Genomic DNA, 17,438 nt, shown 5'->3' with positions numbered 1-17,438 from the left:
TCATTTGACATGAAGTCGGCTTCAAGTTCCACCATGTGGCGAACAGGTTAGGCAAACCTTGGCACGCGGATCTGCGCCGGTCGGCCGACCACTGACGACCCTGGGAGGAACACAGACCTATGGACACGGCAACCAACATCGGCGCGGCGCCCGCCGCTGACGGTGACCGACCACCCGGACTCGCGAAACCCGGTGCGCTGGCCCGGCTGCTGGCACCGGTGCGCCCGCATCTCATCGGCTGCGGACTCATGTCGGCGCTCGGCGCGGCGGCGGGTCTGGTGCCCTATCTCGCCGTCGCCGAGATCGCCCGCGTCATGCTCGACGACCCGGCCGACCCGCACGCGGCCGTCCGGACCTGGATCGGTGTCGGCGCCGCGGGCGCGGCGGTGTGGCTGCTGATGTTCGTGCAGTCCTCCCGGCTCGGCCACTACGCGGACGCGGCCATTCTGCACGAGCTGCGCGTGCGGATCGTGCGGCATCTGGGTGCCCTGCCGCTGGGCTGGTTTCGCGCCGTGGGCTCGGGCCGGGTCAAGCGCGCGATGACCGGTGATCTGGAAGAGATGCACGAGGTCATCGCGCACGCGCTCGGGCAGTTGACCGCCGCGGCCACGGTGACCGTGGTGGCGGCCGGCTACCTGTTCTTCGTCGATCCGGTCCTGGCGCTGATCGCGCTGGGCGTGCTCGCCGTGATGGGGATCTGCTACCGCGTGTCGATGCGGTCGATGACGACCCATGTGAACCGGCTGATCGCCGCCGAGGGACGCATCAGCGCCGCCGGCGTGGAATACGCCGACGGGATTCAAGTGGTCAAGGCGTTCGGCACCGGGGGACAGGTGCTGCGCCGCTTCGACGCCGCCGTCGAGGAGTACGCGCAGGCCTTCGCGGACTGGGTCGACGAGGTGCGCTACAGCTCGGCGGCGTCGCGCTTGCTCGGTTCGGAGATGGCGGTTCTCGCGGCGGTGGCCACCGCCGGGCTGATCTTCGTCGCCCGCGGCACGCTCCCGGTCGCGGATCTGGTGGCGTTCCTGGTCGTCGCGGTCGGCCTGCCCGCCTCGATCCTGCCCGCGGTGTCGGCTACCCAGGGGGTCCGCAAGGGCCGGATGGGAGCGGCGAATATCGAACGGCTGCTTGCTCGTTCGCCCCTGCCCGAGCCGGCCGAGCCGCGCTCGCCGGGCGGGTACAGCGTCGGATTCGACGGCGTCACCTTCTCTTACGACGGCGTGACCAACGCGGTGGAAGACGTGAGCGCCGTCTGCGCGCCCGGACGGGTGACCGCGATCGTGGGACCGTCGGGTGCGGGCAAGACGACGCTGGCGAGCCTGCTGCCGCGGTTCTACGACGTCTCGGCGGGGCTGGTCCGCATCGGTGGGGTCGATGTGCGTTCGATCCGGTCGGCCGAGCTGCTCGCCTCGATGTCGTTGGTGTTCCAGGACGTAACGCTGTTGCGCGACAGCGTGCTGGAGAACATCCGGATCGGCAGACCCGACGCCGACGACGCACAGGTGCGCCGCGCGGCGGCCGCCGCCCATGTGCACGAGGTGATCGAACGCCTGCCGCAGGGCTACGACACGCTGCTCGACGCGGGCGGCGGCGGACTGTCCGGCGGTGAGCGCCAGCGCCTGACGATCGCGCGCGCCATCCTGTCCGAGGCTCCCATCGTCGTCTTGGACGAGGCGACGGCCGCGCTCGACCCCGACAGCGAGGCCGCTGTCCAGGATGCGCTGGCCGCCTTGGCGATCGGCAAGACCGTGATCGTGATCGCGCACCGGCTGCACACCATCGCCGGCGCGGACCAGATCCTCGTACTCGACCACGGACGGCTGGTCGAGCAGGGCAGCCATGACGAATTGCTCAGGCACGGTGGACTTTACGCGCGGATGTGGGCCGCGCAGGAAGGGGTACTCGCATGATTCGCCGGTTGTACCGGTTGTGGCCGGATCCGCGGCTGCTGGCTCGGCTGTGGTTGCTCACGGCGGCGCAGGCGGTGCTCCAAGGACTGCTGCTCGGCCTGCTCGTGCCGATCCTGGCCGCCGTGGTGCGTCCCGAGCCCGATATCGCCGGGGCCACACCGTGGTTGGTGGCCGGCGCGCTCGGCATCGTTGCCTACGCCGTGTTGAGCATCGTGGCTACGCCGGTGGGTTTCGCGGCGGGCGGCGTGCTCGGCGTGCAGCTCCGAAAGCGTTTGATGCGTCACGTGAGTACCCTGCCGCTGGGCTGGTTCACCGCCGAGCACAAGGCGCGGCTCGCGCGCGGGGTCACCGCGGACGTGGGCGATGCCGCACATCTGGCCGTCACGATCGGCGGGCCTGCCATCACATCCACCCTGCTGCCCGCGACGATCGTGGCGGTGACCTTCCTGGTGGACTGGCGAATGGCGCTGCTGCTGTGCGCGATCGCGCTGGCCGCCGGATGGGCGTTGCAGCATGCGGCGCGGGTCGCCGCCGACGCCGAGACAGAGCTGGAACGGGCCTCGACCGCGGTGGCCGGCCGGGCGATCGAACTCGGTCAGGCCCAACCGGTCCTGCGCGCCGCGGGCCAGGCCGACGGCACGCCACGGATGCGGGCCGCGCTCGAGGATCATCGGGAGACCTATCGCGACGGCATGCGACGTGCCCGCCGGCCGTTCTTCGGCTACACGGCGGTGGTCGCGGCCGGATTCGTCGCGGTGCTGACGCTCGCGGCCGAACTGATGCTCAGCGGGCACAACACGGTCGCCGAGACGATCGCGCTGCTGGTGCTGGCCGCCCGGTTCTTACAACCGCTCGGCAATCTGATCGACCTCATCGGTGCGCTGCGCGCGCTCACCAACAAGATCACCCGGCTGGAAGGATTGCTGGCCACGCCTACGCTGCCGGTGCCCGACGCCCCGAAGACGACTCTCGAATCGGCCGAAATCGAGTTCGTCCGAGTCGGTTTCACCTATCCCGGCGGCGCGGCCCCGGCACTGCGTACGGCGTCGATGCGGTTCGCGCCCGGCACCATCACCGCGCTGGTCGGTCCCTCCGGCTCGGGCAAGACGACGGTGACCCGGCTCATCGCCCGGTTCTTCGACGTCGACGCGGGGCAGGTACTGGTGGGCGGAGTCGATGTCCGCGAACTGGACCCGGCCGCCCTGCTCGACGAGATCGCCATCGTCTTCCAGGACGTCTATCTGTTCGACGACACCATCGAGCACAACCTGCGTTTGGCGCATCCGGCGGCGACCTGGGACGAACTCGCCGCCGCGGCCGCCGCCGCGCGCCTGGACGAGGTGATCGAGCGCCTGCCCGACGGCTGGCAGACGCGCGTGGGGGAAGCGGGTGCGCAGCTGTCCGGCGGTGAGCGCCAGCGCGTCGCGATCGCCAGGGCGATCCTGAAGCGGGCGCGCATCGTGCTCGTCGACGAGGCCGGTTCCGCGCTCGATCCGGAGAACGAGGCCGCGATCACGCAGGCGATCGCCAACCTGGGCGCGGATCCCGACCGTACCGTGATCGTGATCGCACACCGGCCCGCCACCCTGGCCGCCGCCGATTGCGTGGTGGCGCTCGACGACGGCCGCGTGGTCGAAAGCGGCACGCCCGCAGAACTTTTGCGCACGGGCGGCGCCTTCGCGCGGCTCAGTGACCAGTACGAGCGAGCCCGGCACTGGCGCATAGCGAGCCACCGATGATGCGGCGTCGCCTCTGCGTCGTGCTGCTGCTCGCAGCGATCGTGCCGTTCGCCGCCTGCGCCACCGCGGTGCCGCCCGGGCCCGGCCCGGCGGCCGAAACGGTCACGGTGGCAACGGCGAACGGCGCAACCACCGTGCCCGTCACCGACACCGGAATCTTGGCGTTGGACTATCAGACCGCGCTCAATCTCCTGGTGCTGGGCGTGGTTCCGGTCCACGCGGGAAAATACTCGTACGCCACCGATCCTTTCGTCGCTGCCGCCTATGCGATCCTGGAACAAGCCGGGGTCCAACTGATCGAGCCCGGCAATGTGGAGCTGATCGCCGCGGCCGCCCCGGATCTCATCGTCGGCCTGCCGCGCACCGGCAGCGATGAGATCGTGCCGAAACTCGGCGCCATCGCACCTGTCGTGTTGCTACCCGAATTACCTTCGCTGGCAGACGAACTCGACACGCTGGGCGCGGTGACCGGCCGGCGGGAACACGCGCGGGCGGTGACGCGCCGCCTCGACGCGGCGGAACGGGAGCTGGCGCAGCGCATCCGGGACTCGGAGTTCGCGGGCGCGTCCGTCTCGGCCTTGTCGGCCTGCGGCGCGGACTCCTACTGCCGCTACGGCAACGCGCGCGGCTTCGGCCCGATCCTCACCGCCCTCGGTTTGACGCGCCCGCCGTCGCAAGCGTCGAAGGGCAACCAGTGGGGATACGAACGGGTTTCGCCGGAGAAACTCGACGAGCAGGCCGCGCAGATCATCATCGCGTTCGTCGGCTCGATCTCCGCCGGGGCGATCTCGCCACTGCGGAACCCGCTGCTGGACACCTCGGCCGCGGTGACCGGCGAGGTGGACTTCTCCGCCTGGTTCGGCGTCGGCCCGCTGAACCACCTGTGGGTGCTCAACGACCTCGCAGCGATCCTGTTCGGCACCGGCCACATCGCGACCGAATCCGACGGCCCCGCGCTATGGGCCCGTCTGACGCGCGACGGACCATGAACCGCGCCCCCCCACCAAACCTCCTCGCCGAGCACCTATTTCAGCATGCGGCGGATTACCGCGGCGGCGGCGTCGATATCGTCGGGCTCGCCGGTGATCAGCTCACGGAAGTAGAAGGATTCGCCGATCCGGATGACGGCGTAGGCGAGGGAGTGCGTGTCGATATCGTCGAATTCGCCGACGTCGTCGCGGATGAGTTGGGCGAAGGTGGCGACGAAGCGGCGCTGGATGACGCCATCACGCGAGGTGAGCACCCGCAGCGCGGTGTCGGTGTGCTGCGCGACGAACGTGCGCATGGCGGGGTGTCCCGCCGCGAAATGCAGGCTGCGCCGGATCATTTCGGCGATACCGTCCGCGCCCTGGCCGCTGCATTCGCGGCGGATGTCCTCGAACCCGGCGGTGGCGATCGCCCAGATGGCCTCGCCGATGATCCGGTTGCGATCACCGTAGCGCCGATACAGCGTCGAGCGGCCGATACCGGCCGCGGCGGCCAGTGCTCTGGCGTCGATCCAGCCGTCGCGCCGGAACATTTCGACCGCGACGCGAAGCACGGCATCCGACGCGGTCAACTGGGGATCTGGGGAATCTAGCGGTGTCGGCATCATCAATTCTAGTGTGGCATGGGACACCATTGATCAAGTGTCCCAGTCTGGCGGATGGCACGCCATGGCCAATTCACTCTGGATTGCACGGGAGAATTCGATGTTCAAGCAACCAGCATTCCTGTCTCTTCTGCTCGCCCTCGTCGCGGGTACCGTTGCCGCTCCGGCGGTTTCGGCTGCCCCGGACGCGGCTGCGCCCGCTTACTCGTCTTACGTTTCGCTCGGTGATTCCTATACCTCGGGATCGTTCTTGCCGGTGGCCGACGTGCGCTGCGTCAGGTCCAGCCGGAACTACCCGAATCTCGTTGCGGCAGCGGTGAAACCGAAGTCGTTCACCGATGTCAGCTGTGCCGGGGCGACCACCGGCGACATGACCGGCACGCAGCTCCCGGCGGGGAATCCACCGCAGTTCGCCGCGTTGCGGCCGGACACGACGTTGGTGACGCTCGGCCTGGGCGGTAACGATGTGCCCGGCTTCGAAATCATGTTCCGGTGCGCGGTGCGCGGCGCGTCGGTACCGCACGGTTCGCCGTGCAAGGACTACTACACCCAGGACGGCACGAATCGGATGGCCGAGCAGATCCGCGCCATCGGTCCCGAAGTCGCTGCGGTGCTGGACGGTATCCGCGCCCGGTCGCCGAAGGCGAAGGTGCTGCTGGTCGGCTATCCGGCGCTGTTGCCCGAGACCGGCCCGGGCTGCTGGCCGATCGTGCCGATCTCCGATGGTGACGTGCCGTTCTTGCGAGACGGCGCCAAGCTGCTCAACCGGGTACTCGCGGAGCAGGCGGCGAAACACAGCGCGACGTACGTGGACACCTACACCAGCAGTATCGGCCATGACATGTGCCAAGCGCCGGGCACGAAATGGCTCGAAGGTCCCGTCCCCACCGACCTGGCGGCGCCGGTGCATCCGAACGCACTCGGCGCGCAAAACCAAGCGCGCCAGGTGCTCGCCACCCTGCGCGGTTAGCCCGGGCTCGAAATAGCCGCCGAAAATGGGTGCAGCCGAATTGTGCTTTGTCAAGGCCCCTGAGCGAAAATGCAGGTCACCGCAGATGTGTTGGTGTGCATAGGGTTTCGGCCAGTGACGAATTAGCGTACGGAATTCGCGAGAGGTGACAGAGTCCGTCGCGGCTGCATTCGCCACCGCTCCGTTCTGGATATGGTTCGAGTGTTGAATTCGTAACTAGGTGAAGGGGTGGTCGTCGTGACCGAAGGTAACGCAAAACTGGCTATGGATCCGACAAAGGTCGATTTCGAGGAGGCTTACGCCACCGGGGTTCTCGGCCCGGGTGTGGTCATGGAGAAGCTGCCGTGGGAGATCGACAAGCCGCAACCGATTCTGGTCGAGCTCGAGCGTGCCGGGCACGTGCAGGGTGACGTGCTCGACGTCGGGTGCGGCCGTGGTGATACCGCGGTCTATCTGGCCGAACTGGGCTATCGCGTGACGGGCGTGGATATCTCGCCGACGGTGATCGGCAAGGCCCGCGACCTCGCGGCCGAGCGCAACGTGACGGCCACGTTCGACGTCGCGGACGTGACTGTGCTCAGCGGTTACGAGGGATCGTTCGACACGGTCGTGAGCAGCGCGCTCGTGCACTGTCTCGACGAACAGCAGCGCAAAGCGCACTGGGACGCACTGGTGCGCGTGCTGCGCCCGGGTGGCCGGTTGATCCAATTCTGCTTCGCCAAGTCTCCGGGCAGTGACACCTACGCTCCGTACACGCTCGGCGAGGAAGAATATCGGGCGGTTTTCTGCGCCCCGGCGTGGGAGATCCTCGAACTGCGGCGGGACAAGATCTCCGCACTCAAGCCGCCGCAAGCCTTCTGGGATCTGCTCGGTGAAGAACTCTTCCCGGAGTTCGAGGGCGAGGACGGGATGTTGCTGCCGGTCTGGCTGCTGGAGGTCAAGCGGGTGTAGTCCAGCGCTGAAGCGGGTTGTCACGCAGCTTGCGTGCCAACCCGTTTCGCATCGCCGCGGCGGCGGTGCTGCGGGGCTTGCGCGCGGCCTGCCGGTCGAAGCAATCGGTGAACTCGTCGGTCAGCTCCAGTCGTGGCCAGAGCGTCAAGACCTGCTCGCGCACCGGTAGCGGGATCAGTTCGGCGTCCCGCCCGGAGATATCGAGCCCGGTCGAGCGGGCGAGCAGGTGCCCTTCGGGATCCTGATCGACCTCGACGTGGTCCCACATGTGCCGGACGATGATCTCGTGCAGTCGTCGCCTGCGCCGCTCGGACCAGCCCGCGCCGGCGGCGAACACGGCGGCGACATGTCCGCCCGCATCTTCGAAATCGACCGCGTAGCTGTCGAATTCATCGACCAGCCCGATGTCGTGGAACATCGACGCCACATAGAGCAGTTCTGTGTCGACCGTGATCGATTCCGCTTGCGCGAGCAACGCCGCCCAGAGGAACGCTCGCGCAGAGTGATGGAACAACGAGGGCGAGCAGTACTGCCGTGCCACCTCGCGCGCGGCCCGCGCCGTCACCGTGTCGACGTCGGGCAACTCGATCGCGCTCATTGCTTTCCTCCTCGTATCGTCGTCATCTCACGATGCCGCGGCGCGCTACACTGCCGCCATGTCATCCGGGACACCTGAACCACAGATTCGGACATGACGCATCGGGTCGGCGTCCTCGTCTTCGACCAGGTCACCCTCCTCGACGTCACCGGGCCGGTCGAGGTCCTGCACACCGCGGGCGTGGACCACCTGTACGAATCGGTACTGATCTCCGCGCGCGGCGGACTGATCACGACCGCCGCGAACATAACTCTGGCCACCACCGCGGTCGCCGACGTGGACGCGATCGATACCCTCATCGTGCCCGGCAGCGGCTCGCTCGCCTACGCGCCCATCGACGATGAAATATTGGGCACCACAAGCCTTCTCGCCGACCTGGCGAGCCGAGTCGCCGCGGTGTGCACCGGCGCCTTCGTCCTGGCCGAACTCGGTTTTCTCGACGACCGCCGGGCCACCACGCACTGGCGGCAAGCGCCCATCCTCGCGCGCCGCTACCCGCGGATCGAGGTCGTACCGGACGCGCTGCACATCAGGGACGGCCGCTACCTCACCTCGGCGGGCGTCAGCGCCGGCATCGATATGGCGCTCGCGCTGGTAGAACACGATCACGGCCCCGACGTCGCGCGTGCGATCGCGCGGGAGCTGGTCGTGTTCATGCAAAGGCCGGGCGGGCAATCCCAATTCTCCGCGGCCTTGGATTCCCCGCGACCTCGCACCGCAACCCTGCGCGCCGCGCTGGATGCCGTCCTGGCCGACCCCGCCGCAACCCATTCCCTCGACACCCTCGCCGCGGCGACCGCGCTGAGCACCCGTCAGCTCACCCGCCTCTTCCACGCGGAACTCGGCACCACCCCGGCCCGCTGGATCGAACGGACCCGCCTCGACCGTGCCCAGCAGCTGCTCCTGGAAGGCCACACCATCACCGCCGCCGCCCGGCGCAGCGGCCTCGGCAGCGACGAAACCCTGCGCCGCGTCTTCGCCCGCCACCTCGGCATCACCCCCACCGAGTTCAAACGCCGCTTCGCCACCACCCGCGCCGAAGCGCGATAGGTGCGGGGTGCGGTCGCCTCACGCCTTCCCGGTGCCGTGCAATGTGATCTTCAGGCGTGGGGTCCCGTTCTTCTGGTTGATCTTTATCGTGGCGTCGAACTGTCCGACATCGGGCGGGTGGAACACGACCCGCAGATAGCAGTCCGTTTTCCCCTGCGGCGGTGGGCATTGGCCGTCGAGGATGGTGAAGGCTGCACCGTCCATCCCGTCGTCGAGCTGCACCACCGCCAGGTTGTCGCACTCCATGTACGCGAAGGGGATGTACTTCTTGACCGCTTTCCCGACCTGGGTGATGTCGTAGAAGACGGTCGTGTTGTACGGAGTGCACGGCGGCTTCGACGTCGTCGTGGGCGGGACAATCGGGATCGGGACGACTTTCGTTGTGACGGTGGTCGATTCGGGAAGTTCGGCGGTAGGGGTCGTGGTGGGCGGCGGCGTGCTCGGAGCCGCCGACCGCGGTTGTCCGGTGCGGGTCGGTACGGCCTCCGGTGATTGTTCGGGCTCCGCTACCGGGGCTTCCGGTGTCGGGGTGCTGGGTACTACTTTGTCGGTGGCGGCGATCTCGGTGGGCGGGGGCATGATCCGCGTGCAGGTGCCCCACAGGCCGAGCACGATGGCGACGATCACCGCGCCGATCAAGGTCCGGGGGACACGATGGCGGCCGCGACCCGAGGGCCGGTCGGGCGGGGTCCGCCACTTCTCGATGGTGTCACGTACCCGCCGGGTCTCGGGATGGTCGGCGCCGAGGCGCGCGGTGAAGTTGGGCAGCCAGGCCTCCCACAACTCGATCCGCTCGGCCCGCGACGCGGAGGGCAGCGCGTACAGCGCGCCGAAGGCGCCGACCGGATCGCCCGCACCGAGGTAGTGCCGGACGGCGGCGACTTCCCGATAGGCCGCTGCTTCGGCGGTGCCGCTCTGCACGAGCGCGGCGATGATGGCCCGGTGCGCGCGGACGCTCGACACATCCTTCCGCGGATTCGCTTTGCGCAGTGGGTCTTTCAACGCAGTGTGGGCCACACCGAGGTGTTCGCCGGTGGTGCCGGGGCGACGCCGGGCGATCAACGCGCCGAGGCCGACCGCCAGGTCGCGTACCTGCGATTCCTCGATGGCGCGAGCGCCGAGATCGTGCAACGCCCGCCGGACTATATCGATCGGCAGTACCGGTCCGGTTTCCGCGGCGATCACGACGGTGATCAGCAGCCCGACCGCCTCCGCGTGCGGTCCGGTCAGCGACCACTGCAGATGCCCGAGTCGATGCCGGACGAGGACGCCGATCGGGAGGCCCGCGGTGAAGTCGGCGTCCACCAGATACCGGTCCACCTGCAGGATCAAGCGGGCGTGCAACCAGCCGCCCACCGCGCGCCACGGGCGGTCCGGCCACGGCGCGTCGGTCACGATACCGGGATCGACGGCGGTGAGCGCGCGCGTGACCCGGGACCTCGGCCACGGGTCGCCCTGCTCGTCCCGTGCGTGCCGCAAGAGGAAGGCGCCGATATCGCTCGCACCCGGCATCGGTAGTTCGAAACGCCACATGCGAAGGGCCGGTGGCACCGGGGCGTCGGTGTCGCCGCGGGTGGTGCCGATCACCCGGACGTGCGCGAAATCGGCATGGCTGGTGAGTGTTTCGATCGCGGTCCACAGTTCGTCGCGGTGCCCGTGCTCGGTCGGCAGATCGAGGCCGTCGATGAGCAGTGTGGTGGTGCGGCCGGTATCGCCCAGTGTCCGCAGTGCGTGCGCCAATCGCGCTGCCACCTTGCGGTATTCGCCGGCGACGGGGGCGGGGGCTGGTTCGAGTTCTCCCGCGGCGACGAGCAGCGCCACCCGGCGCTCGAGCTGGACGGCCAGTTCGTCGGTCGTCGCACGCAGTGTGCTGGTGCCGGTCAAGAAGACGGCGGCGCCGATATGTGCTGCGCTGATCGCGGTTTCGAGGCCGAGCAGGTCGGGGCGCACCAGCAGGGCGACGGCGGTGGACTTGCCGCTACCGCCAGGTCCGACCAGCATCCGCAACCGCTCGTGGCCGTGCTCGGCCACGGTGTTCACCTGACCCCGTAGTGTCTTGGTGATCTGCAGGCCACGGACGAGTTCGTCGACAGTGCCCGCGTCCGGGCGGTCGCGCACCGCGTCGCGGGCCCGAGTCACGTTGGGCACCAGCCACAATCCGTGATCGGCGACGGCCGCCGGCGATCCCGCGGCGAACGAGAAGTGCTGCGGCTGCTGGTGTGCGCAGGCCTGTGCGGCGGGCGTCAGGAGGTCCGCGGACAGTAAGTTCTCGCCGCTGGTGGGTACGCCGGTGCGAAAGGTGGCGAGCACGGTCTCGGTGAAACATCCGTTGTAGGCGTTGCCGTCGTCGCTGGCGACCAGGAGATCCACGCGGCCGGATGCCTGCCGGACGAGGCTCGGCCAACTGCGTGCCCCCGCGTCCGCCACCGCCGCGGCCTCGCAGGTGTCCACCACGACCACCAGGCCGTCCAGCCTGGACGAGCCGCTGATCCGTTCCTTGAGGGTCTGCGCTAGGTGCACGGCGTACTGCGAGTCCAGAATGGGCTTGCCGTCGGCGTCGGATTCGAGTGAGTCGTGGGCGAGAAAGTAATAGTCGCCATTGGTGCTGAGGCCGTGCCCGATCAGCCACAGCAGCAACGTGGCCCGGTGCTGCGCCGCGGACTCGAATGCCGCTCGCAATGCGGCGTGTAAATTCCGGACGGTCGGATTCACCATTGTCATACCGCTGGGTATCGCTGGTTGCCACTGACCGTAATCGGTAAGTGCGGCAGCGACTTCCGGGGCGAGACGGGAAGGAAAACCGAGGTGGGGGAGCGCGGCGCATTCGGAGCCGATAATCAGCGCCAGCCTTCTCCCCACCGTTCCGATACTAATGCCGAGAACTCCGGCGCGTCCGATTACGAACCCAAATTCGCCGGGACGATGTTGACCAGATTCGGGGCGCGCACGATCATGTCGGTGATGTCCGCGCCGCGCAAGGCTGCGGTGGCCTTTGCCGAAGCGAGCGCCAGTGTGCGCAGGGCGGCGGCAGTGATGTCGACCGGTACCTCGAACCGGTCGCGTACCTTACCGGCCACCTGCACCACACAGGTCACCTTGTCGTCGGCGATCAAGGCGGGATCACAGCGCGGCCAACCGTATTCCGTCACCGAGGCCGGCCGGCCCAGCCGCTCCCAGGCCTCCTCTGCGGTGTACGGCGCGACGCACGACAGCATCCGGGCCAGGGCTTCGGCGCCTTCGCGGACCACCGGGTCGGCCGCGCCGGGCCCGCCGTCGATCGCCTTGCGCAGCGTGGCGGTCAACGTCATCATCCTGGCGATGGCCACGTTGAATCGTCGGCCGTCCATCGCGGTGGTGGTCGCGTCGATCAGCCGGTGTACTCGTCGGCGCAGGTCGGGATCGCCTGCCGCAGAGTATGTTTCGTGCAGGCCAGCGATATCGCCGCTGAGGCGCCAGACCCGGGCCAGCCACTTCGCCGCCGCCGCGGGCGCGACATCGGCCCAATCGATATCGTCCTCGGGCGGCCCCGCGAACAGCATGGTCACCCGCACCGCATCCGGCCCGTGCGCGGCGATCTGGTCCTGCAGATTCACCAGGTTGCCCAAGGTCTTGCTCATCGCCTTTCCCGCCATGAGCACCTGGCCCTGATTCGTCAGCCGGGTGAACGGCTCGACGAAGGGCACCAGTCCCATGTCGTACAGCACCTTGGTGATGAACCGCGCGTAGATCAGGTGGGCGGTGGCATGTTCGCGGCCGCCGATGTACTCGTCCACCGGCAGCCAGCGCCGCACCCCGTCGGGGTCGAACGGGCCTGCGGTGTATCGGGGATTCGGATAGCGCAGGAAAATACCACGACGAGTCGACGAAGGTGTCCATCGTGTCGGTGTCGCGTTCGGCCGGGCCGCCGCACGCCGGGCAGCGCACGGTCAGCCATTCGCGGGCGGTGGCCAGCGGTGGCACGCCATCGGCGGGGCGCAGCTGATAACCGTTGTCCGGCAATCGAACCGGCAGCTCGTCCGCGGGTACCGGCACCGCGCCGCAGTCGGTGCAGTGGATGATCGGAATCGGCGTGCCCCAGTAGCGTTGCCGCGATATCAGCCAGTCCCGCAGCCGGTAGGTCACCGCGGCCCCACCGGCATCCTGCTCGGTCGGCCCCGGTACCGTCCGGCCTTCGGTCTGTGTTCCCGTCGAGCGACCGATCCAGTTGCGCTGCATGGTCAGTACCTCGGCGGGCCACTTACCGTGCAGTTCGGCCATGTCGTCGAGCAGGCGTTCGGCGTAGGCGGTGACGCGGAAGAACCACTGGGTCAGCTCGCGCACCGTCACCGTCGTGCCGCAGCGTTCACACCGTCCGCGCACCACCTGCTCGTTGGCCAGTACGGTCCGGTCGTTCGGGCACCAGTTCACCGGGGCGGCCTTCCGATAGGCCAGGCCGCGCTCGAACAGGCGCAGGAACAGCCACTGGTTCCACCGGTAGTAGTCCGCATCCGAGGTGTGCAGGCGAGTCCGCCAGTCGAACGAGATACCCAGTTGGGCAAAGGATTCGGCTTGGACGTCGATATTGTCGTAGGTCCAGCGGCGCGGATCCCGGCCCCGTTTCACGGCGGCGTTCTCCGCGGGCAGCCCGAACGAATCCCAGCCCACCGGATGCAGCACGTTGTCGCCCCGCAGGCGTCGATAGCGGGCGATGGCGTCACCGATCGAGTACACCTCGGCGTGGCCCATGTGCAGGTCGCCCGACGGGTAGGAGTACATGCTCACCACGTAGGAGCGCGAATGATCGTCACCACTGGTCCGCCCGTCGGCGTCGAAGACGTGGCGCTGCCGCCATATCCGCGTCCACTTGTCGATGATCGCGGCCGGATCGTAGCTGTCAGGGGCGCTGTGGTCGTTCATGGTCACCTCACGGCGGAAGGTCTGGATCGACCCGCGAGCCGTCGCCGGTCGAACGCGAGCACCGCCTCCCACAGGAGGGTCCGCCGTGCTGACTGTGCCCGCTCAGAACCGGGTCAGCACGGCCCGGTAAGCGCTGTCCCCAGGAACGTCATGCGCGCATCGTAACGCGCACCGCCGCGGTGGTGCGAATGCTTTCCCCCGCCGGTCACCACGCCGATATCGGCACCGGTGCGGGACCGTCACCGACGTTTCGGGCGACACGATTGGATAACAACAATCGCGACACGTGCCGACCGGCGCGATGTTTTCGCCGGGCCTGTGCATCGAGACCTGCTGTGGCTCGGCGTAATCGCCCGGAACCTCCTACCCATCCGCGACAGGGGCCGTAACGAACTAGGAGGAACACTCGACCGCTGCCGTTGCGCCTCGCCCTGGAAGGAGAACAGTGATACGCGTCAGTTCGATAGGTCCTACCGTCCCACTGACGAAAAGTTCCCGGAGCTTTCCACGGACCGGAGTCGAGTGCGCGGGGCGCGTGTAACGAGCGGTGGTGTAGTAACTTTCGCTGTCGGTATCGGCGGCATTCGGAGGCCGATCGGCTCGGTTCGATACTTGATGCCGGGGGTGGCTTCGGCAGGCCTGAATATCGTTCGTCCAGTGTGGCTGTAGCTGACTCGGGAGGTCGATGCTCGATGAGTTACGAACAAATATCGGAACGTCCGTCGACGCTGGCGGACATCTTGGTGCGTCGTGGTGTCGAAGATCCCCACCGAGTCGGCTACACGTTTCTCGACGCAGACGGGCACCGCGAAACCGAGGATTACGGGCGGCTCTTGGATCGGGTCGTCGGCTTGGCGACGCGGTTGCAAGAAATCAGTGCGCCGGGCGACCGTGTCCTGTTGCTCTGCCCGCCGGGTCTGGACATGGTGCACGCCTACTTCGCCTGTCTGCTGATCCGCCGCGTCGCCGTACCGCTGTACGTGCCGACCGGGCAACGACATTCCGAGACCGTGGCGGCGATCGCCCGCGACAGTGGCGCGGCGGCCGTCATCGCGCCACAACCGGCCGCGGCGGTGGCCCGTGAGCTGCTGGGCTGGCCCGACGAGCGGATCCTCGACAGCACGGCGATCGGCGGCGGCGCCCGGGAGCTGCTCGACACGCCGCCACCCACCGAAGACGAGGTGGCACATCTGCAATACACCTCCGGCTCGACCGGCAGCCCGAAGGGGGTGGTGGTGCGCCATCGCAATCTGATGCACAACCTGGAATGCCAGCGGCGCGCCTTCGGGCACACCGAGCGCAGTTCGGCGGTCCACTGGCTGCCGCCGTCGCACGATATGGGCCTGGTGCTGGGCATTCTTTCGCCGCTCTTCGCCGGATACCAGGCGACGCTCATGGCGCCGCTGACCTTCCTGCGTAAGCCGCTGACCTGGCTGCGCGCGGTGGCCGAGCAGGCGAATACCACTGCGGGCGGGCCGAATCTGGCATTCGGCATCTGCGCCGAGCGGGTGTCGGCGGCCGAGGCCGAAGAACTGGATCTGTCGCGGTGGGACGTCGCGTTCGTCGGCGCGGAGCCGGTCAATCCGATCATTCTGCGCCGATTCGCCGACAAATTCGCCGTGAGCGGTTTTCGTCCGGAGAGTTTCTTCCCCGGTTATGGACTGGCCGAGGCGACGTTGTATGTGAGTGGTGGGCCGGCCGGCTCGGGTCTGCGCACGCGTTCGTTCGCGAACGACGAACTGGAAAAGGGTTTCGTCGTCGCGACGCCGAACGGGCGCGAATTGGTCGATCTGGGCCCGGTCGGGGCCGCGACGGCGGCGGTGCTCGATCCGGTGACATCGCGGCGCTCGGATCCCGGGCGGGTCGGCGAAATCTGGCTGGCCGGGGAAAGCGTCACCACCGGCTACTGGAACAAATCCGAGGAGAGTGCGCGTGCCTTTGCGGCGGAAATCGCGGGCGAGCCCGGAACCGCATATCTGCGCACCGGCGATCTCGGTTTTCTGGCCGACGGGCATCTCTTTGTCTGCGGCCGGCTCAAAGAAGTGATGATCATCAACGGGCGGAATCTGTTCCCGCAGGACATCGAGTGGAGTATCGAGTCCACCCATCCGCGATTGCGGCGCGGGGGCTGCGCCGCGTTGTCGACCGAGGTGAACGGTGAAGAGCGTTTGATCGTCGTGCAGGAGCTCGACGAGGAAATCGCGGACGACAATGTCGCCGCGCTCGAACAATCGATCAGATCCGCGGTCAGCCGGGATCACGCCGTGGCGCTGTACCGAGTGATATTCGTCGACAAGGGCAAGGTGCTGAAAACGACCAGCGGGAAGATCCGGCGCTCGCAGCTACGCCACCTGTACGCCAACGAGATCGGATCGAGGGCCATATGAGCGAGCCGCAGGGCCGCGCCGACACCACGACGTTCTTCCTCGGCTGGGCACAGCAGCGCCTGGGACTCGAGCAGATAGATCCGCGGACGCCGCTCACCGCGCTGGGCCTCGACTCGGTCAAGGCGGCCGAGCTGTTGACGATTCTCGAGGACCGATTCGGCATCGAGGTGTCCGCCGAAGACATCTACGGCGACATGTGCGTCGCCGATCTGGTCGACGAGGTGGTCAACCATGCCGGTGCCGTCGCCGGAACCGTGGCCTCGTGTGCACCGGACAGCCGGGCCGGTGCGGCCGTCGAATTCGGCCTGTTCTTCTTCGCCAGCGACGCGCAGCAGCGTAGTTCGCAGCGCTACCAGCTGCTGTTCGACAGCGCGCGTTTCGCCGACGCACACGGCTTCTCCTCGATCTGGTTGCCGGAACGGCACTTTCACAAGTTCGGCGGCCTCTACCCGAACCCCGCCGTGCTGGCGGCGGCACTGGCGCCGGTCACCGAGCGGGTGCGGATCAGGGCGGGCAGCGTGGTGCTGCCGCTGCACGATCCGGTGCGGGTCGCCGAGGACTGGTCGGTAGTCGACAATCTGTCCGACGGCCGGGTCGACGTCGCGTTCGCCACGGGGTGGAATCCCGACGACTTCGTGCTGGCGCCCGACCGCTACCGCAGCCGGGTCGAGGTGATGCGCGAGGGCATGCAGACCGTCCGGCAGCTGTGGCGCGGCGAACCGATCTCGCTGCCGAACGGCACGGGTGAAGCACGTTCGGTGCGCATCTTTCCCACCCCGATACAGCCGGACCTGGCCACCTGGGTGACCTGTAGCGGGGGCGTGCAGCGCTTCGAGATGGCGGGCGAGCTCGGCGCGAATGTGCTGACCGCCTTGCTCTTTCAGGATGTGGACGAACTGGCGGACAAGATCACCGCCTATCGCAAGGCGCGCGCCCGGCACGGCCACGACGCCGACGGCGGCCGGGTCACCGTCATGGTGCACACCTTCGTCGGTGCCGACGAGACCGCCGTGCGGCGGACGGTGCAGGGTCCGTTCAAGAGCTACCTCGCCGACTCCGTCGACCTGTGGCGGCGCGGCGCGCAAGCCCTCGACGAGTTGGACGACCGGACGCGAAACAAGGTGCTGGACTTCGCCTTCGAGCGGTACTACCGCACCAGCGGGCTGTTCGGCACGCCCGATTCGGCGCTGCCGATGGTGACGAGCCTGCATCAGGCGGGCGCCGACGAGATCGCCTGCCTCATCGACTTCGGTGTCGCCGAGCCGACCGTGCGCACGGGGCTCGAGTCGCTGGCCACCCTCGCACACCGCGCACGTTCTCTGTGAGCTTCGGATCTTCAGGAGGCG

General features: G+C 68.1%; 12 protein-coding genes and 1 pseudogene. 8 read left to right on the top strand and 5 right to left on the bottom strand.

Annotated elements, in window-relative coordinates; genetic code table 11:
* Positions 1-119 precede the first annotated feature (119 nt).
* Genes NVU01S_RS03915 through NVU01S_RS03905 form a run of 3 tightly spaced genes read left to right on the top strand, consistent with a single transcriptional unit; the run spans position 120 to position 4,638 of the window.
* Positions 120-1,910 carry an ABC transporter ATP-binding protein gene (locus tag NVU01S_RS03915; protein ID WP_052280205.1) on the top strand — a complete coding sequence of 597 codons (1,791 nt, stop codon included), beginning with the start codon at positions 120-122 and terminating at the stop codon, positions 1,908-1,910.
* Complete coding sequence (locus NVU01S_RS03910) at positions 1,907-3,649, top strand: ABC transporter ATP-binding protein (RefSeq protein WP_043664949.1); 1,743 nt, start codon at positions 1,907-1,909, stop codon at positions 3,647-3,649. Before NVU01S_RS03915 ends, NVU01S_RS03910 begins: the two co-directional genes overlap by 4 nt.
* Positions 3,646-4,638 carry an ABC transporter substrate-binding protein gene (locus NVU01S_RS03905; protein ID WP_082031838.1) on the top strand — a complete coding sequence of 331 codons (993 nt, stop codon included), beginning with the start codon at positions 3,646-3,648 and terminating at the stop codon, positions 4,636-4,638. Before NVU01S_RS03910 ends, NVU01S_RS03905 begins: the two co-directional genes overlap by 4 nt.
* Before the next feature lie 35 nt (positions 4,639-4,673).
* Here NVU01S_RS03905 and NVU01S_RS03900 read toward each other — a convergent pair whose 3' ends face one another.
* Positions 4,674-5,207, bottom strand: a complete 534-nt coding sequence (locus tag NVU01S_RS03900; protein WP_043664946.1) for a QsdR family transcriptional regulator — start codon at positions 5,205-5,207, stop codon at positions 4,674-4,676.
* A 133-nt stretch (positions 5,208-5,340) separates the two neighbouring features.
* Between NVU01S_RS03900 and NVU01S_RS03895 the strand changes: the two genes are divergently transcribed.
* Positions 5,341-6,210 carry an SGNH/GDSL hydrolase family protein gene (locus NVU01S_RS03895; RefSeq protein ID WP_043665159.1) on the top strand — a complete coding sequence of 290 codons (870 nt, stop codon included), beginning with the start codon at positions 5,341-5,343 and terminating at the stop codon, positions 6,208-6,210.
* Between the two features lie 237 nt (positions 6,211-6,447).
* Positions 6,448-7,161, top strand: a complete 714-nt coding sequence (locus NVU01S_RS03890; protein ID WP_244467117.1) for a class I SAM-dependent methyltransferase — start codon at positions 6,448-6,450, stop codon at positions 7,159-7,161.
* Here NVU01S_RS03890 and NVU01S_RS03885 read toward each other — a convergent pair.
* Complete coding sequence (locus NVU01S_RS03885; RefSeq protein ID WP_043664943.1) at positions 7,148-7,759, bottom strand: HD domain-containing protein; 612 nt, start codon at positions 7,757-7,759, stop codon at positions 7,148-7,150. The genes NVU01S_RS03890 and NVU01S_RS03885 overlap by 14 nt on opposite strands.
* Before the next feature lie 93 nt (positions 7,760-7,852).
* Between NVU01S_RS03885 and NVU01S_RS03880 the strand changes: the two genes are divergently transcribed.
* On the top strand, positions 7,853-8,809 hold the full coding sequence (locus NVU01S_RS03880) for a GlxA family transcriptional regulator (RefSeq protein ID WP_043664940.1): 957 nt from the start codon (positions 7,853-7,855) through the stop codon (positions 8,807-8,809).
* 18 nt (positions 8,810-8,827) lie between these two features.
* Here the strand turns inward: NVU01S_RS03880 and NVU01S_RS03875 are convergent, their stop codons facing one another.
* The 3 genes and pseudogenes from NVU01S_RS03875 to NVU01S_RS44745 form a co-directional block, all read right to left on the bottom strand.
* Complete coding sequence (locus tag NVU01S_RS03875; protein WP_043664939.1) at positions 8,828-11,530, bottom strand: ATP-binding protein; 2,703 nt, start codon at positions 11,528-11,530, stop codon at positions 8,828-8,830.
* 176 nt (positions 11,531-11,706) lie between these two features.
* The gene (locus NVU01S_RS44750) at positions 11,707-12,600 is read right to left on the bottom strand and encodes a class I tRNA ligase family protein (RefSeq protein WP_244467116.1); all 894 of its coding nucleotides are present in this window, start codon (positions 12,598-12,600) and stop codon (positions 11,707-11,709) included.
* Positions 12,601-12,703: 103 nt separating this feature from the next.
* Positions 12,704-13,705: pseudogene (locus NVU01S_RS44745) on the bottom strand (class I tRNA ligase family protein); the annotation flags it as partial.
* A 692-nt stretch (positions 13,706-14,397) separates the two neighbouring features.
* Between NVU01S_RS44745 and NVU01S_RS03865 the strand changes: the two are divergent.
* Positions 14,398-16,092 carry a fatty acyl-AMP ligase gene (locus NVU01S_RS03865; RefSeq protein ID WP_043664937.1) on the top strand — a complete coding sequence of 565 codons (1,695 nt, stop codon included), beginning with the start codon at positions 14,398-14,400 and terminating at the stop codon, positions 16,090-16,092.
* A complete protein-coding gene (locus NVU01S_RS03860; RefSeq protein WP_043664933.1) occupies positions 16,089-17,417 on the top strand; it encodes a MupA/Atu3671 family FMN-dependent luciferase-like monooxygenase in 1,329 nt (442 codons plus the stop codon). The genes NVU01S_RS03865 and NVU01S_RS03860 overlap by 4 nt, the downstream gene beginning before the upstream one ends.
* Positions 17,418-17,438 lie beyond the last annotated feature (21 nt).

It is taken from the genome of Nocardia vulneris (assembly GCF_001613425.1).
Classification (GTDB): domain Bacteria; phylum Actinomycetota; class Actinomycetes; order Mycobacteriales; family Mycobacteriaceae; genus Nocardia; species Nocardia vulneris.
This window is presented reverse-complemented; position numbering and strand designations above follow the sequence as displayed.